At 64.4% G+C, this 18,965-nt stretch carries 24 protein-coding genes and 2 pseudogenes; 12 read left to right on the forward strand and 14 right to left on the reverse strand.

Annotation, left to right across the window (positions count from 1 at the left end; translation table 11 throughout):
- Window positions 1-116: 116 nt before the first annotated feature.
- Window positions 117-605 (forward strand): annotated as a pseudogene (locus HWX22_RS19825) (TolC family protein); the annotation flags it as partial.
- Between the two features lie 24 nt (window positions 606-629).
- Here HWX22_RS19825 and HWX22_RS19830 read toward each other — a convergent pair.
- The 3 genes from HWX22_RS19830 to HWX22_RS19840 form a co-directional block, all read right to left on the reverse strand.
- Window positions 630-1,184 carry a GNAT family N-acetyltransferase gene (locus tag HWX22_RS19830; RefSeq protein WP_244135252.1) on the reverse strand — a complete coding sequence of 185 codons (555 nt, stop codon included), beginning with the start codon at window positions 1,182-1,184 and terminating at the stop codon, window positions 630-632.
- A gap of 197 nt (window positions 1,185-1,381) precedes the next feature.
- A complete protein-coding gene (locus HWX22_RS19835) occupies window positions 1,382-1,603 on the reverse strand; it encodes a hypothetical protein (RefSeq protein ID WP_059536799.1) in 222 nt (73 codons plus the stop codon).
- Between the two features lie 65 nt (window positions 1,604-1,668).
- Window positions 1,669-1,932 carry an HPr family phosphocarrier protein gene (locus HWX22_RS19840; RefSeq protein ID WP_059536796.1) on the reverse strand — a complete coding sequence of 88 codons (264 nt, stop codon included), beginning with the start codon at window positions 1,930-1,932 and terminating at the stop codon, window positions 1,669-1,671.
- 367 nt (window positions 1,933-2,299) lie between these two features.
- Between HWX22_RS19840 and HWX22_RS19845 the strand changes: the two genes are divergently transcribed.
- Window positions 2,300-2,644 carry a zinc ribbon domain-containing protein YjdM gene (locus HWX22_RS19845; protein ID WP_031401187.1) on the forward strand — a complete coding sequence of 115 codons (345 nt, stop codon included), beginning with the start codon at window positions 2,300-2,302 and terminating at the stop codon, window positions 2,642-2,644.
- A 46-nt stretch (window positions 2,645-2,690) separates the two neighbouring features.
- Window positions 2,691-3,527: a hypothetical protein gene (locus HWX22_RS19850; RefSeq protein WP_059693000.1), complete on the forward strand. Its 837-nt coding sequence runs from the start codon at window positions 2,691-2,693 to the stop codon at window positions 3,525-3,527.
- Between the two features lie 35 nt (window positions 3,528-3,562).
- Here the strand turns inward: HWX22_RS19850 and HWX22_RS19855 are convergent, their stop codons facing one another.
- Window positions 3,563-3,748 (reverse strand): ribbon-helix-helix protein, CopG family, encoded by a 186-nt coding sequence (locus HWX22_RS19855; protein WP_059452402.1) that lies wholly within the window; start codon window positions 3,746-3,748, stop codon window positions 3,563-3,565.
- Between the two features lie 420 nt (window positions 3,749-4,168).
- Between HWX22_RS19855 and HWX22_RS19860 the strand changes: the two genes are divergently transcribed.
- Window positions 4,169-4,519, forward strand: a complete 351-nt coding sequence (locus HWX22_RS19860; RefSeq protein ID WP_059536789.1) for a hypothetical protein — start codon at window positions 4,169-4,171, stop codon at window positions 4,517-4,519.
- Window positions 4,516-4,728 (forward strand): DUF2909 domain-containing protein, encoded by a 213-nt coding sequence (locus HWX22_RS19865; protein WP_059511443.1) that lies wholly within the window; start codon window positions 4,516-4,518, stop codon window positions 4,726-4,728. Before HWX22_RS19860 ends, HWX22_RS19865 begins: the two co-directional genes overlap by 4 nt.
- Before the next feature lie 72 nt (window positions 4,729-4,800).
- Here the strand turns inward: HWX22_RS19865 and HWX22_RS19870 are convergent, their stop codons facing one another.
- The 6 genes from HWX22_RS19870 to hyfB are packed head-to-tail and all read right to left on the reverse strand — an operon-like array spanning window position 4,801 to window position 11,948.
- Window positions 4,801-5,316, reverse strand: coding sequence for a formate hydrogenlyase (locus HWX22_RS19870; protein WP_059816890.1), 516 nt, complete (start codon window positions 5,314-5,316; stop codon window positions 4,801-4,803).
- Complete coding sequence (locus tag HWX22_RS19875) at window positions 5,316-6,878, reverse strand: NADH-quinone oxidoreductase subunit C (RefSeq protein ID WP_175908980.1); 1,563 nt, start codon at window positions 6,876-6,878, stop codon at window positions 5,316-5,318. The genes HWX22_RS19870 and HWX22_RS19875 overlap by 1 nt, the downstream gene beginning before the upstream one ends.
- A gap of 3 nt (window positions 6,879-6,881) precedes the next feature.
- A complete protein-coding gene (locus tag HWX22_RS19880; RefSeq protein ID WP_175916235.1) occupies window positions 6,882-8,345 on the reverse strand; it encodes a hydrogenase 4 subunit F in 1,464 nt (487 codons plus the stop codon).
- Window positions 8,338-8,997, reverse strand: coding sequence for a formate hydrogenlyase (locus HWX22_RS19885; RefSeq protein WP_175916236.1), 660 nt, complete (start codon window positions 8,995-8,997; stop codon window positions 8,338-8,340). Before HWX22_RS19885 ends, HWX22_RS19880 begins: the two co-directional genes overlap by 8 nt.
- Complete coding sequence (locus HWX22_RS19890) at window positions 8,998-9,948, reverse strand: NADH-quinone oxidoreductase subunit H (RefSeq protein WP_059536771.1); 951 nt, start codon at window positions 9,946-9,948, stop codon at window positions 8,998-9,000.
- Window positions 9,942-11,948: a hydrogenase 4 subunit B gene (gene hyfB / locus HWX22_RS19895; protein ID WP_175916237.1), complete on the reverse strand. Its 2,007-nt coding sequence runs from the start codon at window positions 11,946-11,948 to the stop codon at window positions 9,942-9,944. The genes HWX22_RS19890 and hyfB overlap by 7 nt, the downstream gene beginning before the upstream one ends.
- 247 nt (window positions 11,949-12,195) lie before the next feature.
- Between hyfB and HWX22_RS19900 the strand changes: the two genes are divergently transcribed.
- Window positions 12,196-12,963: a YoaK family protein gene (locus tag HWX22_RS19900; protein ID WP_175909057.1), complete on the forward strand. Its 768-nt coding sequence runs from the start codon at window positions 12,196-12,198 to the stop codon at window positions 12,961-12,963.
- A gap of 109 nt (window positions 12,964-13,072) precedes the next feature.
- The gene (locus tag HWX22_RS19905; RefSeq protein WP_059536760.1) at window positions 13,073-13,270 is read left to right on the forward strand and encodes a ribbon-helix-helix protein, CopG family; all 198 of its coding nucleotides are present in this window, start codon (window positions 13,073-13,075) and stop codon (window positions 13,268-13,270) included.
- Between the two features lie 13 nt (window positions 13,271-13,283).
- On the opposite strand, the gene HWX22_RS19910 is transcribed toward HWX22_RS19905, so the two are convergent.
- Together HWX22_RS19910 and HWX22_RS19915 are read right to left on the reverse strand one after the other, a co-directional pair.
- Window positions 13,284-14,120, reverse strand: coding sequence for a spermidine synthase (locus HWX22_RS19910; protein ID WP_175916238.1), 837 nt, complete (start codon window positions 14,118-14,120; stop codon window positions 13,284-13,286).
- An 88-nt stretch (window positions 14,121-14,208) separates the two neighbouring features.
- Window positions 14,209-14,528 (reverse strand): annotated as a pseudogene (locus tag HWX22_RS19915) (alkylphosphonate utilization protein).
- A 206-nt stretch (window positions 14,529-14,734) separates the two neighbouring features.
- On the opposite strand from HWX22_RS19915, the gene HWX22_RS19920 reads away from it, so the two are divergent.
- From HWX22_RS19920 to HWX22_RS19940, 5 genes are all read left to right on the forward strand, one after another.
- The gene (locus HWX22_RS19920; protein ID WP_175916239.1) at window positions 14,735-15,181 is read left to right on the forward strand and encodes a hypothetical protein; all 447 of its coding nucleotides are present in this window, start codon (window positions 14,735-14,737) and stop codon (window positions 15,179-15,181) included.
- A gap of 35 nt (window positions 15,182-15,216) precedes the next feature.
- Window positions 15,217-15,456 carry an HPr family phosphocarrier protein gene (locus HWX22_RS19925; RefSeq protein ID WP_175916240.1) on the forward strand — a complete coding sequence of 80 codons (240 nt, stop codon included), beginning with the start codon at window positions 15,217-15,219 and terminating at the stop codon, window positions 15,454-15,456.
- Between the two features lie 133 nt (window positions 15,457-15,589).
- Entirely contained in the window at window positions 15,590-15,811 is a 222-nt protein-coding gene (locus HWX22_RS19930) for a hypothetical protein (RefSeq protein WP_059693189.1), read from the forward strand.
- 183 nt (window positions 15,812-15,994) lie between these two features.
- Entirely contained in the window at window positions 15,995-16,474 is a 480-nt protein-coding gene (locus HWX22_RS32030; RefSeq protein ID WP_244135253.1) for a hypothetical protein, read from the forward strand.
- Window positions 16,475-16,570: 96 nt separating this feature from the next.
- The gene (locus HWX22_RS19940) at window positions 16,571-16,993 is read left to right on the forward strand and encodes an ACT domain-containing protein (protein ID WP_059816871.1); all 423 of its coding nucleotides are present in this window, start codon (window positions 16,571-16,573) and stop codon (window positions 16,991-16,993) included.
- Between the two features lie 324 nt (window positions 16,994-17,317).
- Here the strand turns inward: HWX22_RS19940 and HWX22_RS19945 are convergent, their stop codons facing one another.
- Together HWX22_RS19945 and HWX22_RS19950 are read right to left on the reverse strand one after the other, a co-directional pair.
- Window positions 17,318-18,622 (reverse strand): HipA domain-containing protein, encoded by a 1,305-nt coding sequence (locus HWX22_RS19945; RefSeq protein ID WP_175916241.1) that lies wholly within the window; start codon window positions 18,620-18,622, stop codon window positions 17,318-17,320.
- Entirely contained in the window at window positions 18,612-18,896 is a 285-nt protein-coding gene (locus HWX22_RS19950) for a helix-turn-helix transcriptional regulator (RefSeq protein ID WP_175908995.1), read from the reverse strand. The genes HWX22_RS19945 and HWX22_RS19950 overlap by 11 nt, the downstream gene beginning before the upstream one ends.
- Window positions 18,897-18,965 lie beyond the last annotated feature (69 nt).

Genomic DNA, 18,965 nt, shown 5'->3' on the forward strand with positions numbered 1-18,965 from the left:
CGATCACCAGCCACCCACCAGGCCCGGTGACAACACCCCCCGGATCATGACTGCGACTGGGGGCGAGAATCATGCCGGGCCTGGCTGGCCAAAGCCCCGATTATCGGGGCACGAAGATAGTAACGGGGGCGCCGGGTGCGCTCGACGACTGGCTCGACGTGTCGCGCTCATTGCCCGCCGTGCCGGTCGGACTGCCGTCGACGCTCGCGCGCCGGCGGCCCGACATCCGCCGCGCGGAGGCCGAACTGCATGCGGCGACTGCGCGACGTCAACAACGCGCTGGCCGTGTATCCCACCGACCAGACGCGCGCAGCCGCGCTCGACGATGCGGGGAAGGCCGAGCGGAGCGCGCTGGAACTCGCGCGCGATCGTTACCGGAAGGGGTTGTCGCCTCGCCGTTTCTCGACGTGCTCGACGCCGAGCGGCAAGGGTCGGAGGGGCGGCAGCAGGCGGTGCAGGGCGCGTTGCAGACGACGACCGATCTGGTCGCGCTCTACAAGGCGCTGGGCGGCGGATGGCAGAGGACCGGCCCGGCGCGGGAAGCGGCTACGCTCGGGGCGACATCGCCGCCGGCGCAGACGGCCCACGCACCTTGGTCGCGATGAAGCGGCCGGTGCGCGACATCGCGCTTACCGGCACGCACGCGAAAACAGCAGCGAATCGGCGTCGTTGAAGCGAATCCGCACCGGATCGGCATACCCGGCCTTCTGCGCGACGCGGATCGACGCGACGTTGGTCGGCGCGATCAGGCACACGCTGCGCTCGAACCGGTGCTGCGCATCGAGCCAGCCGAGCGCATGCGACAACGCCTCGGTCGCGTAGCCCTTGCCGTGCGCCCAGCTCGCGAGCGCCCAGCCGGCTTCCGGCACGCCGCGAATCGACGGCTCGACCGCGCGACGGAAGTCGGCGAAACCGAGATCGCCGACGTAGCGGCCCGACGTCTTCTCGCGAATCGCCCAGTAGCCGTAGCCGAGCAGCGGCCACAGCCCGCGATACGCGAGCAGCCGCATCCACGAATCGCGCGGCGCCGACGGCTTGCCGTTGAAGATGTGTGCGACGACGGTCGGCTCGGTCCACATCGCGGCGAGCGCGTCGAAGTCGCCGAGCGGGTGGCCTTCGAGAATCAGGCGGGGGGTGTCGAGAACCGGCGGGGACGTGACGGGCGGCAGGGCGCTGAGTGTCATCGGGCGTTCCATGAGGAAAGGAAGGCGGCGCGGTGCGTCGCGCTCGGGCCCCGTACGATACCGCGGAAACCGCGGCGCGGCCGCAAATCCCCGGGTGCGGCGGGGAATGCGATCGCATCGTCCGGCTTGCCATCGTCCGATGATTGCGGCACGGGCTGGCGGCCGCGTGGCGGCATCGCGCCCGTGCCGGGCGGTTTCTACTTGCGGCTTTTCAGGAAACTGCGCCCGTGCGCGGTGATCGACGCACCGGATCGGCCGTTCGCGGCATGGCTGACGAAGCCCGCGCCGACGAGTTCCTGTTCGACCGACCAGCCAAGCGCCGGCGCATCGCGGCCGTAGCGCACATCGGCGAGGCGCTCGAGCGCCCAGATCGCGGAGGCCGACAGGTTGGGGGTGTTGGACGTGACGTTGTCGTTCATCGCTTCCTCGGAGAGTGGTGATTCAGGGTGAACGGCACGAGGCCGTGGGATCGGGCGACGCAGCGTCAGCCCGCCTGCAGCAACGGCAGCAGCGCCTGGAGTGCGGCGTCCTCGTCGGGGCCGGTGGCGAGCACCTGCGCAGACGTGCCGCCATGCATCTGTAGTGCCGCGATGGCCGTCGCGTCCTTCGCGCTGCCGCTGAGCCCGTTGGCGAGCAGCAGGATGTCGCTTTCGAAGCGGTGTGCCGCCGCGACGATCGCGTCACGCGCCGCGATCGCACGGTTGCGGTTCCAGGCGGGGCCGATTTCAACGTAGACGACGGTTGCCACGATGCGGATCAGCCTTGGGGAAAGTTGCCGGAATGCCGTGCAACGGCCGGCCGGCGCCACGGCAGGACCGCGCTGAGCGCGGTTTCCCCACGGGGCGCCGGGTGTTGTACACCAGGCATCGGTGCGTCATTCATCTCGAACATGTCGACATCCTCAGCGAAACCGCCATCAAGTCCGGCGAACGATCGAAAGTTGACGATTATAATACGGCAACGTGTTTATGTGTATTGCATTATAATGTCGTGTGTGCGCCGTGCTGCCCGGTCGATTTGTCGACGGGGCAGCACGGCGCGCGGTCCGGCCACGCGCTTGCGTGTCCGGTATTTTTTTATCGATTGACCTGAACTCCCACCGAATGGAAGCTGCAATGAACGCCGCCCCCGCCTGCCCGCAATGCGCGATGGAAAACACCTACCCGGATGGCACGCTGACCGTGTGCGCGGACTGCGGCCACGAATGGTCGGCCGGCGCCGGCGCCGAAGCGGGCGACGAACCGGCGGGCGACGTCGTCAAGGACGCGAATGGCAACGTGCTGTCGGACGGCGATTCGGTCGTGCTGATCAAGGACTTGCGCGTGAAGGGTTCGTCGATCACGCTGAAGATGGGCACCAAGGTGAAGAGCATCCGTCTCGTCGGCGGCGATCACGAAGTCGATTGCAAGACCGACATGGGCGGCTTCATGCTGAAGGCCTGCTACCTGAAGAAGGTATGACCGCACGCGGTACGAGCGACTCTCCGATCAACCGGGCCTGTCGAGCATGAGCGAGGATCGAATTTCCTATGATGCGTTCCTGCAGTTCCTGGCGGCGCCGTTGAACGACGGCCGTCCGTTCGTGCTCGAGACCAAGCACGCGGTGTCGCTGCACTTCGACCACTTCGGCACGCAGAGCTTCATGTCGCTGAAGGATCCGGTGAGGCTCGAACTCGGCTATACGCGCGTGATGATGGGTTTTCTGCTGCTGCAGCCGGCGCCCGCGCGTATCTGCATGATCGGGCTCGGCGGTGGATCGCTGGCGAAGTACTGCTATCGGCACTTGCCCGACACGGCGATCGACGCGGTCGAGATCAATCCCGACGTGATCGCGCTGCGCGACGTGTTCAGGATTCCAGAAGACGACGCGCGCTTCGCGGTGATCTGCGCGGACGGCGCCGACTACGTCGAACGGCCGGACGTCCAGGCGGACGTCATCCTGCACGACGCATTCGTCGCCGACGGCATGCCGGGCCGCTGCACGGGCACCGCGTTTCTCGATGCGTGCCGTGCGCGGCTGAGCGAAACGGGCGTGCTCGCGATCAACTTCATGGACGATGATCCGGCGTTGCCGCGGCATCTCGAGCAACTGCGCGCGGTGTTCGACGATTCGTGTGCGCTGGTGCCGTGCGGCGACGACAACAACTTCATTGCGTTCGCGTGGAAGAACGGCAACCCGTTGCCGTCGCTGCGCATCCTGCTCGAGCGCGCGCTGGGATTCGGCTCGGCGGGCGCGCTCAAGCTGTCGTCCACCGCTCGGCGCATGAAGGCGGGGGAGCGCATCGATCCCGCGCGGCTCGTCTGGCGCGCGCGCGAACATTCACGATGGGAAATCTGCGCCTGACGGCGCCGCAGGTTTGACCGCGCCTACTTCATCCCTTACTTCACTCGCTTGCCGAGCGCGCTTTTGGTCTTGTACGTGACGCCGTGTTTGTCGAGATACTCGCGGATCAACTGACGCACGACTTGCGACGGTGTGAGGTCCTGCTCGGCGCAGAGCATTTCGAATGCTTCTTTCTTGGCGGGATCGATCAGTACGGTCAGGCGGGCGGTTTTCGTTTCCATCGGGATGGCAGGGGTGGTCGATATGTTAATCAAATTATAATCCATCCGCTTTCGGCGCCATATCCGGATGTGTCATGCCGGGTCGTGCACCGGTTCAACGCCGGTGTACGAGCCGCGTGATCGGTTACGATGCCGGTCGCCGGTGCGAGGTGGCCGCGCCGGCCGGCGCCCGGAAGCCTCGAATTGCTCGAATCATATGGAAAAGATGATAACAAGATTATCATGTGCTGCTGGTTGTATTGGGCTTTAAGTACAATATCGACCGGGGCTGCCGGCTTCGGCTTGCCCGAGCGGCTCCGTCGTCCGCGCGGCCGATGATCCGGCTGCTTCCGTTTCCACGCGGCGTGCGTGCACCGTCACTGCGGTGCTGCCCGGTCGTCACTTCGCCTTTACTGCACAGCCCACTTCGCTATTCGCCTCATGACCCCGATCAAGTTCGTTCTCCGCTACACGGCGATTCCTTTCGCAGCCATCGTGGCCGTCGTGATGTGGGCGGTCGTGCCGTCGTCGAAAGAGGTCGACGCACGCCAATATGCGGCGCTGTCGCGCGGATACGCGAGCTTTCCGCTACCGTTTCGACATGAAATCGCGGAAGCGATGGAGCAGGGCCGTATCAGCGACCGGCGTTACCAGACGCTCGTACGCGATTCGCTGGGTAATGGCGTGGCGCTGGACTGGCCGGCGTCGGGTGTCGCCGACGTCGCTGCCGAGCGGCAAAGACTGGCAGCACTGCTGAAGGCCGATTCCGGCCTGGAGGAACATCAACAATGAAGATTGCGCTGGTTTCGGTGGCTTTCGTGATGATTATCGGAAGCCTGGTTTTCGCACTGTATTTCATGAATCACGACCGGGGCGGCAGCAAGCGGATGGCGTGGTCGCTCGCGGCGCGCGTCGGGCTGTCGATCACGCTGTTCCTGTCGCTGCTGATCGCATACCGGCTCGGGTGGATCGAGCCGACCGGGCTGCCGATCGGGCGGTGATGCGCGGCATTCGACCTCGCCGCCGCAGCACACGAGCTATCGCCGGCTGAAGGATCGCCACTGGCATCCGTTTCAGTCTCCGCGCGATCGGCAGGCCGTCAAAATGCCGCGCAGCAGATCGATCGGCGGCGGTGGACATCCAGGAATCGTCACATCGACGGGCAGCACCGACGAAACGGGACCGCACACCGCATAGCTGTCGGCAAAGATGCCGCCCGTGCACGCGCACTCGCCGGCTGCGACGACCAGCTTCGGCGCCGGCGTCGCCTCGTACGCGGCAAGTACGGCTGCCTTCATGTTCAGCGTGACGGGGCCGGTCACGAGCAGCAGGTCCGCATGGCGCGGGCTGGCGACGAATTTGATCCCGAGCCCTTCGATGTTGTAGTACGGGTTGTTCAGTGCATGGATCTCCAGTTCGCAGCCGTTGCATGAACCCGCATCGATTTGCCGGATGCACAACGCGCGGCCGAGGAGGTCGAGAATGTCCTGACGAATCTGCTGTGCCTCGTGTCGCCAGGCGGCTTCGGCGGTCGGCACGGGCTCGTCGGGAAATTCGGTGCGCGCGAATTGACGGATGAGTTGCCACATCAGAGATCGTGCCCCGCGTAGTTCAGGTTGAACGATTTATTGATCAACGGGAAATCGGGAACGATGTTGCCGATGATCGCGTGCTCGAGTGCCGGCCAGTTCTGCCAGGACGGATCGTGGCAATGGCAGCGCGCGATGGCATCGCCCGACGCCGTCTCGAGCGCGACGAACACGTCGCCGCGCCAGCCCTCCACCCAGCCGATTCCCCTGGATGGCGCCGCCGCGGGCGTGACGGTGGTGGCGATCGGCCCGTCCGGGAGAATCGCCAGCAGTTCGCCCATCAGGCGCAACGATTCGTCGATTTCGGCAAACCGCACGGCGACCCGCGCGGCGACGTCGCCACGCGGATCGCTCGCCGCCTTGACGGCTAGGTCGCCGTAAGGGGCCGGCCGCAGGTTCGCGCGCACGTCGAATGTCTGGCCGCTGGCGCGGGCGGCCATGCCGCGCACGCCGAAATGCGCGACGACGTCGGCATTCAATCGGCCGGTACCGAGAAACCGGTCCTGCAGCCCGGACTGGTCCTCGTAGATCTTCCGCATCACGTGTACTTCGCGTGCGATGCGTTCGCACTGTTCGGTGAGCGCCGCCGCATCCTCGGGATAAATGTCGACGGCCAGCCCGCCCGGCACGATTCGATCCATCAGGTATCGATGCCCGAAGATCCCGTCGTTGGTCCGCACCCAGTTCTCCTTGAGCCGCGAGAACTGCGCGAGACCGAACGCGAATCCGGCGTCGTTGCCGAGCGCGCCGAGGTCACCGAGGTGATTGGCGATGCGCTCGCGTTCGAGCAGGAGGGCGCGCAGAACCAGCGCACGCGCCGGCACGGCTGTGCCGCACGCCTGCTCGAGCGCCATGCAATAGGCCCACGAGAACGCAATGGTCGAATCGCCAGCGACGCGGCCCGCAACGCGATGGCCGTTCGACGCGGCCGTCCGTTCGAACAACCGTTCGACGCCGCGATGCGCATAGCCGAGCCGCTCCTCGAGCCGCAGCACCTTCTCGCCGACGACCGAAAACCGGAAATGGCCCGGCTCGATGATGCCGGCGTGAATCGGCCCGACCGCGATTTCGTGCACGCCGTCGCCGGCAACCTGCACGAACGGATAATCCGCTTCGTTCGATTCGAATCGCTCGATTCCGGTCGCCCGCTTCTGCAGCGGAAAGTAGTCGCTAGGCCAGTTGCCGTGATTGAGCCACGGCCGCGTGTCGCGCGCATCGCGCTCGCGCAGGCCGGTCAGGTCGAAAATCGCGCGCTGCATGCGCGTTGCGGCGGGAAACACGCCCGCCAGATCGGGATAGTCGCCGTCGGCACGCGGTTCCGGCCCGGTCGCGAGACGCACCCACAGGACGCCGTCGTCGCATTCGTAAGCCGCGTTGACTGAAAATTCGCGCTCGGGCGTTTCGCCGCCCCACATCGCGACGAGCCGGCTTCGCTCCGTCCGCGCGGCATGCGCGATGTCGAGCCATCGCGCTTCGTCGACGTCAACCACGGTAGCCGGAACCTGGCCTGCTTCGTGCCCGAGGCGAGTCGAGCCGTCCGCCTGAATCAAGTCGAGTCGCATCGCTTATCCCGCCAGCATCGTTGCAGCCTGGCGATACCACATCGCCAGATAAGGCGGCACGTACAGACCCAGCATCAGGCCGAGCCCCAGATGCACGAACACCGGCAGCAGCGCCGGCCGGTGTTCGAGCGGCGTCGCCGTCGTCGTTTCGCCGAACACCATCCGCTGCACGCGCGCGAAGATCGCCGCGAACGCGACGGCGAGCCCGAGCAGCAGCAACGGCGCGGTCCACGGAAGCGCGTTCATCGCCGTCGTCAGGATCAGGAATTCGCTCGCGAACACGCCGAACGGCGGCAGCCCGAGAATGGCAAGTGCGCCAAGCATCAATGCCCAGCCGACCGTCGGGCTGACCTGCAGCAGCCCGCGAATGCCGTCGATCGCCTGCGTGCCGGCCTTCTGCGCGGCATGACCGACCGCGAAGAAGATCGCCGACTTGACGAGGGAATGGACCGTCATGTGCAGCAACCCGGCGAACGTCGCGATCGGGCCGCCGAGCCCGAACGCGAACGTCATCAGGCCCATATGCTCGATCGACGAGTACGAGAACAGGCGCTTCACGTCCTTCTGCCGGAACAGCGAGAACGACGCGATCAGGACCGACACGAGCCCGAACCCGACCAGCAATCGCCCAGGCAGGCCGTTGCCGAGCGCGCCGTCGGCCAGCACCTTGCAGCGCAGCACCGCATACAGCGCGACGTTCAGCAACAGGCCGGACAGCACCGCCGAAATCGGCGTCGGACCTTCGGCGTGCGCGTCCGGCAGCCAGCTATGCATCGGCACGAGGCCGACCTTGGTGCCGTAGCCGACCAGCAGAAACACGAAGGCGATCGACACGATCGTCGGATCGAGCTGCGTCCTGATCGCGGCCAGGCTCGTCCACAACAGCGCGTCGCCGTCGGTCAGTTGCCGGCTCGCGGCAAGATACAGCAGGATCGTGCCGAACAGCGCCTGGGCGATGCCGACGCCGCACAGGATGAAGTATTTCCATGCGGCTTCGAGGCTCGCGGCGGTGCGGTAGACACTGACGAGCAACACGGTGGCGAGCGTTGCGGCTTCCATCGCGACCCACAGCACGCCGACGTTGTCGGTCAGCAGCGCGAGCAGCATCGCGAACATGAAGAGCTGATACATGCTGTGATACAGCCGCATGCGTGCGGCGGTCATCCGGCCGCGGGCTTCCTCGATCTGCATGTAGGGCCGGGAAAACAGCGAAGTCGTCCAGCCGACGAACGCCGTGAGCGCCACGAGATAGACGTTGAGCGGATCGACGAAAAACGCGCGTCCGAATGCGAACGACGGGCCGTGCTCGACGGTGCGCGCGGCAAGCACCAGCGTTGCCGCGAACGTCAGGAAGCTGAAGCCGACGTTCAGATGGCGCGCGACCCGGCTCGGCCGCACGCAGGCAAGGCACGCCGCTCCCGCGAGCGGCAGGCCGAGCACGGCGAGCACGACGTGGGCGTCATTCATCTTTGAGTTTCTCGAGGTGATGGATGTCCAGGCTGTCGAACTGCTCGCGAATCTGGAACATGAAGACGCCCAGGATCAGGATCCCGATCAGCACGTCGAGCCCGATGCCGAGCTCGACGATCATCGGCATGCCGTTGGTCGCGGCCGCCGCCGCGAAGAACAACCCGTTTTCCATCGACAGAAAGCCGATCACCTGCGGAATGGCCTTCGCGCGCGTGATCATCGCCATGAACGACAGCAGCACGCATGCGAGCGCAATGCCGAGCGTGCCGCGTGCGACCGATGTCGCGAGCTGGCTGATCGGCGCCGCGACATTGAACGCAATGATGACGAGCACGATGCCGATCAGCAGCGTGGTCGGAATATTGATGAGCGGCTCGACGTCGGTCTTGACGTCGAGCCTGCGAACGAGCCGATACAGGAACCACGGAATCACGCCGACCTTCAGCACGAGCGTCAGCGCGGCGGACACGTACAGGTGCACGTCGTCCGTGACGAAGCCGAGGATCAGGTTCGCCGACACGAGCGCGACACCCTGCAGCGTATAGAGATGGATCAGGGACAGGATCCTGCGCTGGCTCAGCATCGCGAACGACAGCATCAGCAGCACAGCCGCGAGGAAATTGATCAGTTGTGTCGCGTAGCCGTGCATTCATGCCCCCAGCAGCAGATGGACGAGCATGCCGATCACGGCCAGCAGGAAGGCGGTCGCCAGGAATTCCGGTACCCGGAAGATGCGCATCTTCGCGTTGGCCGTTTCGACCACGGCGAGCGTGACGCCGCCTGCCGCCAGTTTGACGAAGAGCACCGGCACGGCCAGCAGCAGCGCAACCGGATCGCCCGCATTCGCGATGCCCCAGGGCACGAACAACGCGAGACCGATGCACGAATACGCGAACAGCTTGAGGCTTGCCGCCCACTCCATCAAGGCAAGGTGCCGTCCCGAATATTCGAGGATCAGCGCCTCGTGGATCATCGTGAGTTCGAGATGAGTGGTCGGATTGTCGACCGGCAGCCGCGCATTTTCGGCCAGCGCGACCAGCGTGAACGCGATGCCGGCGAACGCCAGGCTCGGATAGATCGTGAGCTCGCCGCGGCCGAGTGTCGCGACGATGCTCGTCAGCAGCGTCGACTGCGTAATCAGCGAGGCTGACAGGAGCACCATGAGCAGTGCCGGCTCCGCGAGGAAGCCGATCAGCATTTCGCGGCGGGCGCCGAGCGTGCCGAATGCCGTGCCGACGTCCATCGCCGCAAGCGACAGCGTGACGCGCGCGAGCGCAAACAGGCCGACGAGCGCGATTGCATCGGCGGCGGGCGACAGCGGCAACTCGGTCGACAGGGTTGGCACGATCGCGCACGCGAGCGTCATGGCGGCCCAGACGACATAGGGCGCGCCGCGGAACACGGGGCTCGCGCCGTGCGCGATGACCGATTCCTTGTTGAACAGCTTGTGGAGCATCCGGTACGGTTGCCAGATGGACGGCGCACGCCGGTTCTGAAGCCAGGCGCGGCATTGGTTGACCCAGCCCGTGAGCAATGGCGCGGCCGCGATCGCTATCACGATTTCGAGAGTCTGCGAGATGACGCCGGACAGGGTTACCATCGTCTCACCAGCATCAGAAGCACGATCAGCACGACGAAACTGTATGTCAGGTAAACCGCGATCTTGCCCGTCTGCAGGCGGCCCGCCCAGTCGGCGATGCGTTGCGTCAGTGCCGCGATGCGCAAGTAGAGCGCGGACCAGGTGCGATCGGTCACCGACACCCGGTAGGCCGGCTGTGCGTCGAATGGCGACGGCAATTGCCGCTCGATGTGAAGCAGCGGTGCGAAGATTTCGCGGATCGGCTGCCCGAATCCCTCCGCCGTATCCTGCATGCGCGCGGTCGTGAACGGGAAGCCGCAGCCCCACGGCGCTGCGCGTCGCAGCCGGCCGTGATAGAAACGCCGCACCAGCACCCACGCGAGTCCGCAGCAGGCGATGAAGAACAGCATGAACGCCGCCGGCATATAGCTCGCGCGAGCGGCCGATATGGGCGCGAACAGCAGCCAGCCGTGATTGTCCGCGCCGACGCCGGCGCCGACCAGCGTGTGCGTGACGCGATCCAGCAGCTTGACGAACTGCGCCGGCATCAGCCCGAGCAGCACGCTGGCGGTCGCGAACCAGCAGAACGCGAGCCGTTCCCACGTGTTCGCATCGCGGGCGCGGTTCAGCCTCGCTTCTCTCGGTTGCCCGAGGAACACGATGCCGAAGAACTTGACCATCGTGTATCCGGCCAGGGCGGCCGACATGGCGATCAGCGCGGCGGCGATCGGCACGGTCATGGCGAGCACCGAATCCGGCAAGCCTGGCGCGAACAGGAAACTCTGCAGCAACAGCCATTCGGCCGCGAAACCGCTGAGCGGCGGCAAGCCCGCGCTCGCCGCGACACCCGCGAGCACCGCCCATGCGGTCCAGGGCATGAAGCGAATCAGCCCGCCGAGCTTGCCGAGGTTGCGCTCGCCGGTGGCGTGGAGCACGGCGCCCGTGCCCAGGAACAGCAAGCTCTTGAATGCGGCGTGCGCGACGATTTGATAGAGCATCGCGGTCAGCGCGAGCGCGGACAGGCTCGTCATCCCGTATGCGCGAAACAGCACGGCAAGACCGAGCGCGACGATCATCAGGCCGACGTTGTCGATCGACGAATAGGCGAGCAGGCGTTTCATGTCGGTCTGGATGGTGCTGAACACCACGCCCAGCAGCGCGGTGCTGATGCCAAGCACGAGCAGCAGCACGCCCCACCATGCGATCTGTACGTGCAACAGGTCGAACAGGGTGCGCAGCAGGCCGTACAGACCAACTTTCAACACGAATCCGCTGAGGAGCGCCGAGACGGGTGACGGTGCCGCGGGATGGGCCTCCGGCAGCCACACATGCAGCGGGAAGATGCCGGCCTTCGCGCCGAACCCGACGAGCGCGAACAGGAAGGCGAACGATGCGGAGAAGGTATCCAGCGACTGCGCGCGCAGGTTGGCGAAGGTGTAGTCGCCGGTGCGCGCCTGCAGAATGCCGAAGCAGAGCAGCAGCGCGAGCGCGCCGACGTGCGAGATCAGGAAATACAGATATCCCGCACGGCGGATCTCGCCGATCCGGTGGTTGGTCATCACGAGAAACGTCGCGGACAGCGTCAGCGTCTCCCAGGCGACCATGAACACGTATGCGTCGTCCGCGATCAACACCAGTGCGATGCTTGCGACGCAGACGTGGTATTCGAAGCAGATCAACCCGGGCGCGGATCCTTCGCCCTTGCGGAAATAGCCGGCTGAAAAGGCGCCGATCCCCGTGCTGACGAGGCCCAGCACGAACAGGAAATAGCCGGACAAGCGGTCGAAACGCAGATGAAAGGGCAGGCCGGGAAGCCCGATCGGCAGCACGGCGGCAGACGGTTCGGCAAAGATGCCGGCGAGGCCCGCCGCGGCGGCGAACAGTCCGACCAACGCGCCGAGCGGAAAGAGGCCGTGGGCCACGAGCCGCGTGCGACGCAGCGCCCCGAGCCCCAGCGTGCCGACCGCGAGCCACGCGGCCACGGCCAGCAGGACGAAGTGGACGACCGGCACGGGTGCCATCCGGAATGTCTCCAGTACGCTCGGGTTGGACGAGGTGGTTGGAATGGCCGCTTCTCCCGCGACGTATTCCTTGCCCGCATTATGACACCGAAAGACCAATCCGGATAACAAGGTATGATAATGTCGTTATCATTAAAGTCTCATCAATCCTCGGATGGAACGGGCGCCCGTGGCGGTTTGTCGCGGCGTTTCGGGTTCCGCCCAGGGTGTCGTTGTCCCCGGATCCGGGCGAATGAGGGAAGATCCTATGCCAGCGCAGTACTTCCGAGGCCTGACGGGAAAACACCGTAGCGCGGCCGCGAACCGCCAGCTCGGGTTTTCGCTTGCCTTTGTTGCCGGGGCAACCAATGCCGGCGGTTTCCTCGCGGTCAAGCAATACACGTCCCACATGAGCGGGATCGTGTCGGCGATTGCGGATCAGACGGCGCTCGGCGACATCCGGCTCGTGCTGGCCGGAGTGGGTTCGCTCGCGTCGTTTCTGGTGGGCGCCGGCTGCTCGGCAGTGCTCGTCAACTGGGGGCGCCGCCGCGGCCTTCAGAGTCAGTATGTGCTGCCGTTGCTGGTCGAAGCCGCGCTGCTGCTCCTGTTCGGACTGCTCGGCAGCCATCTCGCGCTGTGGGAAGCGTTCTTCATGCCGGTCACGGTCATCTTGCTGTGCTTCATCATGGGGCTGCAAAACGCGATGATCACAAAGCTGTCGGGAGCGGAAATCCGCACGACGCACATGACGGGCATCGTGACGGACCTCGGCATCGAGCTCGGCAAACTCTTTTACTGGAACCGCTCAAATGCAGACGTGCACGCGCAGGCGGTGATCGCGAACCGCGCGAAGCTCAGGATTCACGGAACGATGCTGGCGTCGTTCTTCGTCGGGGGGCTGGCCGGCGCAATCGGCTTCAAGCATGTCGGCTACGTGTCGACCGTGCCGCTTGCCGCGGTGCTCGTCACGCTGGCGATCGTGCCCGTTGTCGACGACGTGCTTGAATATCTCTATCGGCTCGACCGCAGGTCGTGAGCCGGTCGCCGAGCGGGACCAACACGTGTGTGACGAATGTTTTCCGGTGCTGGTGGCAAGGGCCGGTGCATTATAATTGGATTAGCATATTCGCCGACTCTGTCCTGTAATGGAAACGAAAACCGCACGCTTGACCATCCTGATCGATCCCGCCAAGAAAGAAGCATTCGACATGCTCTGCGCGGAGCAGGACCTCACACCCTCGCAAGTCGTGCGGCAGTTGATTCGCGAGTATCTCGAGGAACACGGCGTGAGCTACAAGACGAAAAGCACACTCGGCAAGCGGGTGAAGCGAAGCGCGGGCTGAGTTCGCAAGCCGGCTAGACGTCGATTTCCCAGTGTGCATGCCCCTGCGCATGCCAGATCAAGCGCTTTGGATCGAGGCGCTCTCCTTCCTTCATGCGCCGAGCGGTTGACGACAGCTTGAGTTCGCCGGCAAACGCGAACGAGCGCGCGCGTTCGAACAGCACTCGCCTCGATGGCAAACGAAGCGGCCCTTTCCAGGCGAAAGCGACGAAATTGCTGTCGTCGTCGCAGCGGACAACCGCATACGAAGGGCCGAACACGCAGCCTAGGCGCGCGATGTGAGCGGGCAGCGACGGGTCGTCGTCCGCCAGATTGATCGCGAGCACTCCGGAATCGCTCAATCGCTCGCGACAAGCGGTAAAGAACGCGATATCCGCACACCGGCTCGGCATGCCTTCCGCGACGAAGGCATCCAGCAGGATCACGTCGGTGTGGACATCCTCCCGCGTCACGTACTCCGCGCCATCTGCACAGATCACCTTGAATCGAGAGTCGTCCGCAGGAATCCTGAACACGTCGCGTAGCGCGATGACTTCCGGATTGATTTCGACCGCATCGATGGTCACGGCGGGCAGATGCCGATAACAGTACTTTGCCAAGGAGCCGCCGCCGAGCCCGATCATGCATATATGTTCGGCGGCCGGGTGTAGCAGCAAACATCCCATCATGGTTCGCGTATAGCCGAGCGCCAGTTTGTCGGGCGTGCGAAGCGACATGAAGCTTTGGGTGGCCTGGTGATCGAAGTGCAGCGAGATGGCGTGCTGCGTTTCCAGTACGTACGGTCGCCCGTCATTCAGCGGGGTCGACAGAAATTCGACGAACGCATCGCAGGATGTTCGGTCATGCTCCATGCTCGATCGATCCGGGTAGGCAAGTTGTTGGGGGCGCGTGCAGCGAACGGCAACGACAAGCGGGTTCGCCGTCGGTGAGCGCGCGACGTCACGTTTTCTTGAGAAAGCCCGCGTTGAGCATGACGCCGCCCATGTCGGTCTTGCGGTCGCCGTTGTGATCGCCGCCGACGAGACGGATGCTCTTGACCTCGGGGCCCATCTTCAATGTGATCGACGAACCTTCACGCACAAGTCCTCGATCAGCACGACGGAATCGCCGTCCGACAGGGCGGTGCCGTTCACATCCTTGACCACGCGTTCTACCGATTCGTCTATGGATTCGGTGCTGGCGCCGGCCGGCCTTTCGTGACCGCACTCCACGCGCACGGTCAGCGAGCCGTCCGGGGCAGAGTTCATTGCGACTTTCATTTGTCAGATTCGGGAGCGGCAGGGGAAAACGGGCGTGCATTTTCATCAGCGAGGTTGCCATCGTGCCGTCGGCTCGCGGGTGCGTCCAGCTCAAAGTTTGATGTGCGCAGCATTATAATGCGATACACATTTTTTTATTGCTGTCTTATAATCACATCTTGCCGCCGATCGCCGGAGTTGCGGGCGGATTCGCGGAGGTAGTCGACATGTTCGATCTGGATGGGATGCTACTGCTGCCCGATCGGCGGCCCGTATTCCTGCCGGAGGTCGCGGGAAGCCGAGGGCTTATCGTTGTGGGTGTCGGACGCGGCGGCGAGCGCGGCTTCCAGATGGTTCACCACTTCCATGATGCGGCTGAACGGCTCGCGGCTGCCGGTATCCATCTGGCCTTCGTTTATCCGAGGGAATCGGCTCGGCATGTGATGGATCCGATCTCGGTGGCCAGTGCGCGGTTCCGGCACCACCCGCGTCTGCTTCTCGATGCAGATGGCTGTTGTTTTGCGCAGGGTGTACCTCCTCGATTGCTCAATGCCGTGTATCTGAGCAGCGAGATGAAGCGTCTCGCCGGTTTCGAGATCGACGTGCGCAATGCGGCATGGGAAATCGAGTTCCAGGCGTTTCTGATGGCCTGCCAGGTCGCCCCGTCCCACTGAATACCAGGATATGTATCACGGCACGCGCGAGGAACATGGCAACCGTCGTCCATTTCGAAATGGGTTCCGCATGGAGCCGGGACGGTGCGAACTCCGTCCTTGATGTGCTCGTGGACACGGCGCGCCGTTTCGACAGCGACATCCTGTTGATCGCGAACGGGCGTCGCGGGAATGCAAAGGACGGCATGGCGGTTTCATCGCTTCAGGTGCGTCGCGGCATGTCCGCGCAAGTTCTTTCCAGTATTTGCAAGCGACTTCGTCTCGCTGGGCTTTGAAGGCCGTGAGATGTCCTCCGTACACATCGAGGTCGGCGTCAGATGCGACTGGACACGCCTGAGTGCGTGTCTTGCCACATTTGAGCTCGAGACATGCAGCACCCTTGACCATGATCAAATCTTTGGAGACGCCATGAGCGACAAGGAAACTTCGACGGTTCAAACTATCTCGGCCTCCGCGATCTGGGCGCTCGAGCGCCTTGCCGATATTCGTTATGGTCGCGATACGCCCGCGCTTGGCTGGTCTATTACGCGAGAGCTCATTGGCGCTGGATTCGTGCGCTATCCGACGAACGGTCGAGGAAGCGTTTCGATTACGGCAGCCGGGCAGACGTTCCTGAAAAATCGGAAATAGTGCTTGTCGACGTCGCTCGGGAATCGCACGGTCGCGTTGATTCAAACATCCAAGCGGAGTCGTTCATGTTGTGGGCGGTTGCGTCTGATACGGAAAGCGCCAGCGCGGCAGTGCACGGCTGCGGATTGCTGTCGCGCGCGAAGATGAAGAACGTATCGCTGCGGACATGACAAAAGGCTGAACGTGCTTTCCTTCCTGCGGTCCCTTTTTGTTCGGCGCAAATTTCGCCGGCTTCCGGTGGTTCGTTTTCAATCCAGGCCGATCGATCTGGGCGTCGACGGTGCCCTGCATTCGGGCTGGGAAGTCGCGATCCTGGAGGCGTCCGGCGGTACCGTCGGCGCGGCGACATACAGTCTGGCGCCTCGAACCGATCGGGTCTACGTTCATCAACTGGAAATTCTCGCGTCAATGAGACGCCGCGGCTATGGTCTTGCCTTCCTGTCGTATTTGCATCGAACGTACCAGTTGCCTATCACCGCCATCGACGATCTACCGGAAGTCCGACCGTTCTGGCGCGCAGCGAGAACCTTTCAATCCGGAACATTGCGGGTAACGGCCGGACAATCATCCGATGAGTTCCGCGACGAACTGCTTCAGTGGCGGCATCGGCAGGCCGTCATGCTCGCGTTGCGCCCCCAATCACAAAAATCATCGGATTCCTAGACAAACGCGCATGCCGCCCCTCGCGTAAGCGGCCTTGCTCGCCGGTCATGCGCGACATAGATTGTCTTCATCGAGGTCCGATTTTCTGGAGGGGCTATGGAACTGTTCGTCGAACGCGTTGACGTTTGGGCGGCCACCATCGAGGACAAGCCGGGCGGTCTTGCACGCGTGTTGAACGCGTTGCGGGATGCTGGCGCGGATTTGCAATTCGTTGTCGCCCGGCGCTCACCGGAAGCACCAGGCAAAGGGGTCGTATTTGTCGCGCCGCTGCAGGGAGACAAGGAGATCCGTGCTGCCACGCAGGCGGGATTCAATGCCACTTCAGGCCTTCACTCCATCCGTGTGATGGGACTGGACCAAGCGGGGATCATCGCGGAGCTGACTCAGAAGCTGTCGGACGACGGGATCAATCTTCGCGGCGTATCCGCTGCCGTGCTCGGCTCGCAGTTCATTGCTTATCTCGCGCTCGACTCGCTGGCCGACGCCGAGCGGGCGATGGACGTTTTGCAAAGGGCTTGACTAGCCGTTGTCTCCCACTGCCTTTGCGTGCCTTCGCGCTTCGTCGTGCCATGTGCGGCAAGTTCAGTGCGAGGGCAGGAGGGTTCGAATAGCTCGGCGGTAATCATTCACGGTCGAGTTGTGAAGTAAATTCGATGCATTGTGATAAGAATACTTATCCCGATGGTGTCAATGCGAATGAACTTCGCTATTGAAATCGCCGCTTGGCACGTTCGGCCGGGAGCGGTGGCGCTGAGATATTGAGGTGCGCAACGCGCGGGCGTCGAAGTCCCGGAAGAGATCGAGCAGGATGCAGGGCGGACACCGCCGCCCGCGCATCTCTGTTCAATCACCCGTCGACCGAAGCGCGCGTTCCATCTCGGCGATCGGCATCGCCGCGATCGAATTCAGCAACCGCGTCTCCCCGGCGTCCGGGCGGGCGATTGCCCGCACGTCATCGAGCGTCTGCGCGACGTGGCGATCGAGCGGTTCGAGAAAACGCCGCAGCTCGCTGGCCGCCGCCTTGTCCCTGAGCCCGATTGCCTGTCCGAACGCGATCAGCGCATCCGCATCGATATCGACGAACCGCGTCGCGGTGCCGAGCGGCATCGTCAGTTCGCAGTGCGGCCAATGATCGCCGCGATGGTCGGGCCGGTGCGTCGGCGTGTGATACACGACCGTGCTGACGATGTCGTAGAACGGCGCGAGCCGATAACCGCGCGCGTCGACGAAGAACGACAGGTTCTTCAGGTGCGCATCGGCATTGCCGACCACCACGTTGAACACGGTCCAGCGGAACACCGACAGACGCGCCAGCGCGCGCGTGCTGGTGCGGTCGATCGCACGGGCAAGCTCCTGCGCGTTCGCGCGCTGGTACTTGAAGCCGCGGTCGTAGTTGAGCAACTGCATCGCGTCGATCGTATGCACGCGCCCGGCCGGCGCCGACGCGACGTCGCGGTCGAACCGGTCGATCACGTAGCACGCCGACGGCGCGCGCAGGAAGTGCACGTCGGGCACGTCGAGCCCCATCGTCTTCGCGAGCTTCATGCAGAAGAATTCGTTGATCGCCGAGTGCGGGTAGCCGGCCGCGCGCATGTCCGGCTTGAGCAGGTGCATCGACGGCTCGCTGCCGACCGGCTCGTACAGCGCGTAGTCGGGTGCGTCGCCGCGCAGCACCACCAGCAGCTTCTGCTGCGCGCCGGCCGCCGACATGCGCTTGGGCGCGGTGGCCGTCAGCGCGCGCTCGGGCATCGCCTGGATCCGGCGTTCGAGCTCGTCGAGCGGCAGCGGCTGCAGGCTGCCGGGTGCTTCCTGTTCACCGTCGGCCAGCAGCGTCAGCGCGCCGGCCGATTCGCGCCCGAAGTACGCGAGCAGGCCCCACGCGTCGGCGGCATCGACCTTTGCCTCGCGCGCGAGCGACGTGCGCATGCCTTCCTCCGGCAGCAGGTTGTCGAAGAACCACTGGACCGGGCGATCGGTCGACGTATCGGTGAAGGTGCCCGCGCGCAGCGCGAACGCCGGCGACAGCGGATAGGCGGTCGGGGATGCGAGCCATTGCGGGTCGTACGCGAACGACCAGATGCCTTTGTCGTCGGTCAGCGTGCCCATGCGCTCGCCGTTGGCGCAGGCGATCAGCGTTCTAGCTGCCATGGCTGCTCCTGCGGCGTTGCGCGGCCTTCAGCGCGGTGGCTTCCGTAATCTCGACCGACGACTCGGCGTACAGGCGCACGCCCAGTTCGCCGAGCAGCATCATGACCTTGCCGATTTGCGCGGTCGGCTTTCCGGCTTCCACCTGGCTGATGAATTTCGGCGACAGCCCGGTCGCGTTCGCGAGTTCGTCGCGCGTGAACCCCTGCTGGAGCCTCGCCGCGCGGATGAGGTGTGCGAGCGCGCCGATCGTGTCGACGGACTGGGATTCCGACATGACGTTCTCCGTGCTTCGTATCTGATCGGGAACAGTATCGCACAACTGGTCGGCTGAGGCATCATTTCG

It is taken from the genome of Burkholderia sp. BCC1638 (assembly GCF_902833195.1).
GTDB lineage: Bacteria > Pseudomonadota > Gammaproteobacteria > Burkholderiales > Burkholderiaceae > Burkholderia > Burkholderia diffusa.

Bases quoted from the DNA above. Each gene is read 5' to 3' on its own strand.
- HWX22_RS19860 (WP_059536789.1), top strand. From the start codon at position 4,169: ATGACCCCGATCAAGTTCGTTCTCCGCTACACGGCGATTCCTTTCGCA.
- HWX22_RS19885 (WP_175916236.1), bottom strand. From the start codon at position 8,997: ATGCACGGCTACGCGACACAACTGATCAATTTCCTCGCGGCTGTGCTG.
- HWX22_RS19855 (WP_059452402.1), bottom strand. From the start codon at position 3,748: ATGGAAACGAAAACCGCCCGCCTGACCGTACTGATCGATCCCGCCAAG.
- HWX22_RS19905 (WP_059536760.1), top strand. From the start codon at position 13,073: ATGGAAACGAAAACCGCACGCTTGACCATCCTGATCGATCCCGCCAAG.
- HWX22_RS19870 (WP_059816890.1), bottom strand. From the start codon at position 5,316: ATGTGGCAACTCATCCGTCAATTCGCGCGCACCGAATTTCCCGACGAG.
- HWX22_RS19945 (WP_175916241.1), bottom strand. From the start codon at position 18,622: ATGGCAGCTAGAACGCTGATCGCCTGCGCCAACGGCGAGCGCATGGGC.
- HWX22_RS19925 (WP_175916240.1), top strand. From the start codon at position 15,217: ATGGCAACCGTCGTCCATTTCGAAATGGGTTCCGCATGGAGCCGGGAC.
- HWX22_RS19910 (WP_175916238.1), bottom strand. From the start codon at position 14,120: ATGGAGCATGACCGAACATCCTGCGATGCGTTCGTCGAATTTCTGTCG.
- HWX22_RS19845 (WP_031401187.1), top strand. From the start codon at position 2,300: ATGAACGCCGCCCCCGCCTGCCCGCAATGCGCGATGGAAAACACCTAC.
- HWX22_RS19865 (WP_059511443.1), top strand. From the start codon at position 4,516: ATGAAGATTGCGCTGGTTTCGGTGGCTTTCGTGATGATTATCGGAAGC.
- HWX22_RS19920 (WP_175916239.1), top strand. From the start codon at position 14,735: ATGTTCGATCTGGATGGGATGCTACTGCTGCCCGATCGGCGGCCCGTA.
- HWX22_RS19950 (WP_175908995.1), bottom strand. From the start codon at position 18,896: ATGTCGGAATCCCAGTCCGTCGACACGATCGGCGCGCTCGCACACCTC.
- HWX22_RS19880 (WP_175916235.1), bottom strand. From the start codon at position 8,345: ATGAATGACGCCCACGTCGTGCTCGCCGTGCTCGGCCTGCCGCTCGCG.
- HWX22_RS19930 (WP_059693189.1), top strand. From the start codon at position 15,590: ATGAGCGACAAGGAAACTTCGACGGTTCAAACTATCTCGGCCTCCGCG.
- HWX22_RS19850 (WP_059693000.1), top strand. From the start codon at position 2,691: ATGAGCGAGGATCGAATTTCCTATGATGCGTTCCTGCAGTTCCTGGCG.
- HWX22_RS19890 (WP_059536771.1), bottom strand. From the start codon at position 9,948: ATGGTAACCCTGTCCGGCGTCATCTCGCAGACTCTCGAAATCGTGATA.
- hyfB (WP_175916237.1), bottom strand. From the start codon at position 11,948: ATGGCACCCGTGCCGGTCGTCCACTTCGTCCTGCTGGCCGTGGCCGCG.
- HWX22_RS19875 (WP_175908980.1), bottom strand. From the start codon at position 6,878: ATGCGACTCGACTTGATTCAGGCGGACGGCTCGACTCGCCTCGGGCAC.
- HWX22_RS19940 (WP_059816871.1), top strand. From the start codon at position 16,571: ATGGAACTGTTCGTCGAACGCGTTGACGTTTGGGCGGCCACCATCGAG.
- HWX22_RS19900 (WP_175909057.1), top strand. From the start codon at position 12,196: ATGCCAGCGCAGTACTTCCGAGGCCTGACGGGAAAACACCGTAGCGCG.
- HWX22_RS19835 (WP_059536799.1), bottom strand. From the start codon at position 1,603: ATGAACGACAACGTCACGTCCAACACCCCCAACCTGTCGGCCTCCGCG.
- HWX22_RS19830 (WP_244135252.1), bottom strand. From the start codon at position 1,184: ATGACACTCAGCGCCCTGCCGCCCGTCACGTCCCCGCCGGTTCTCGAC.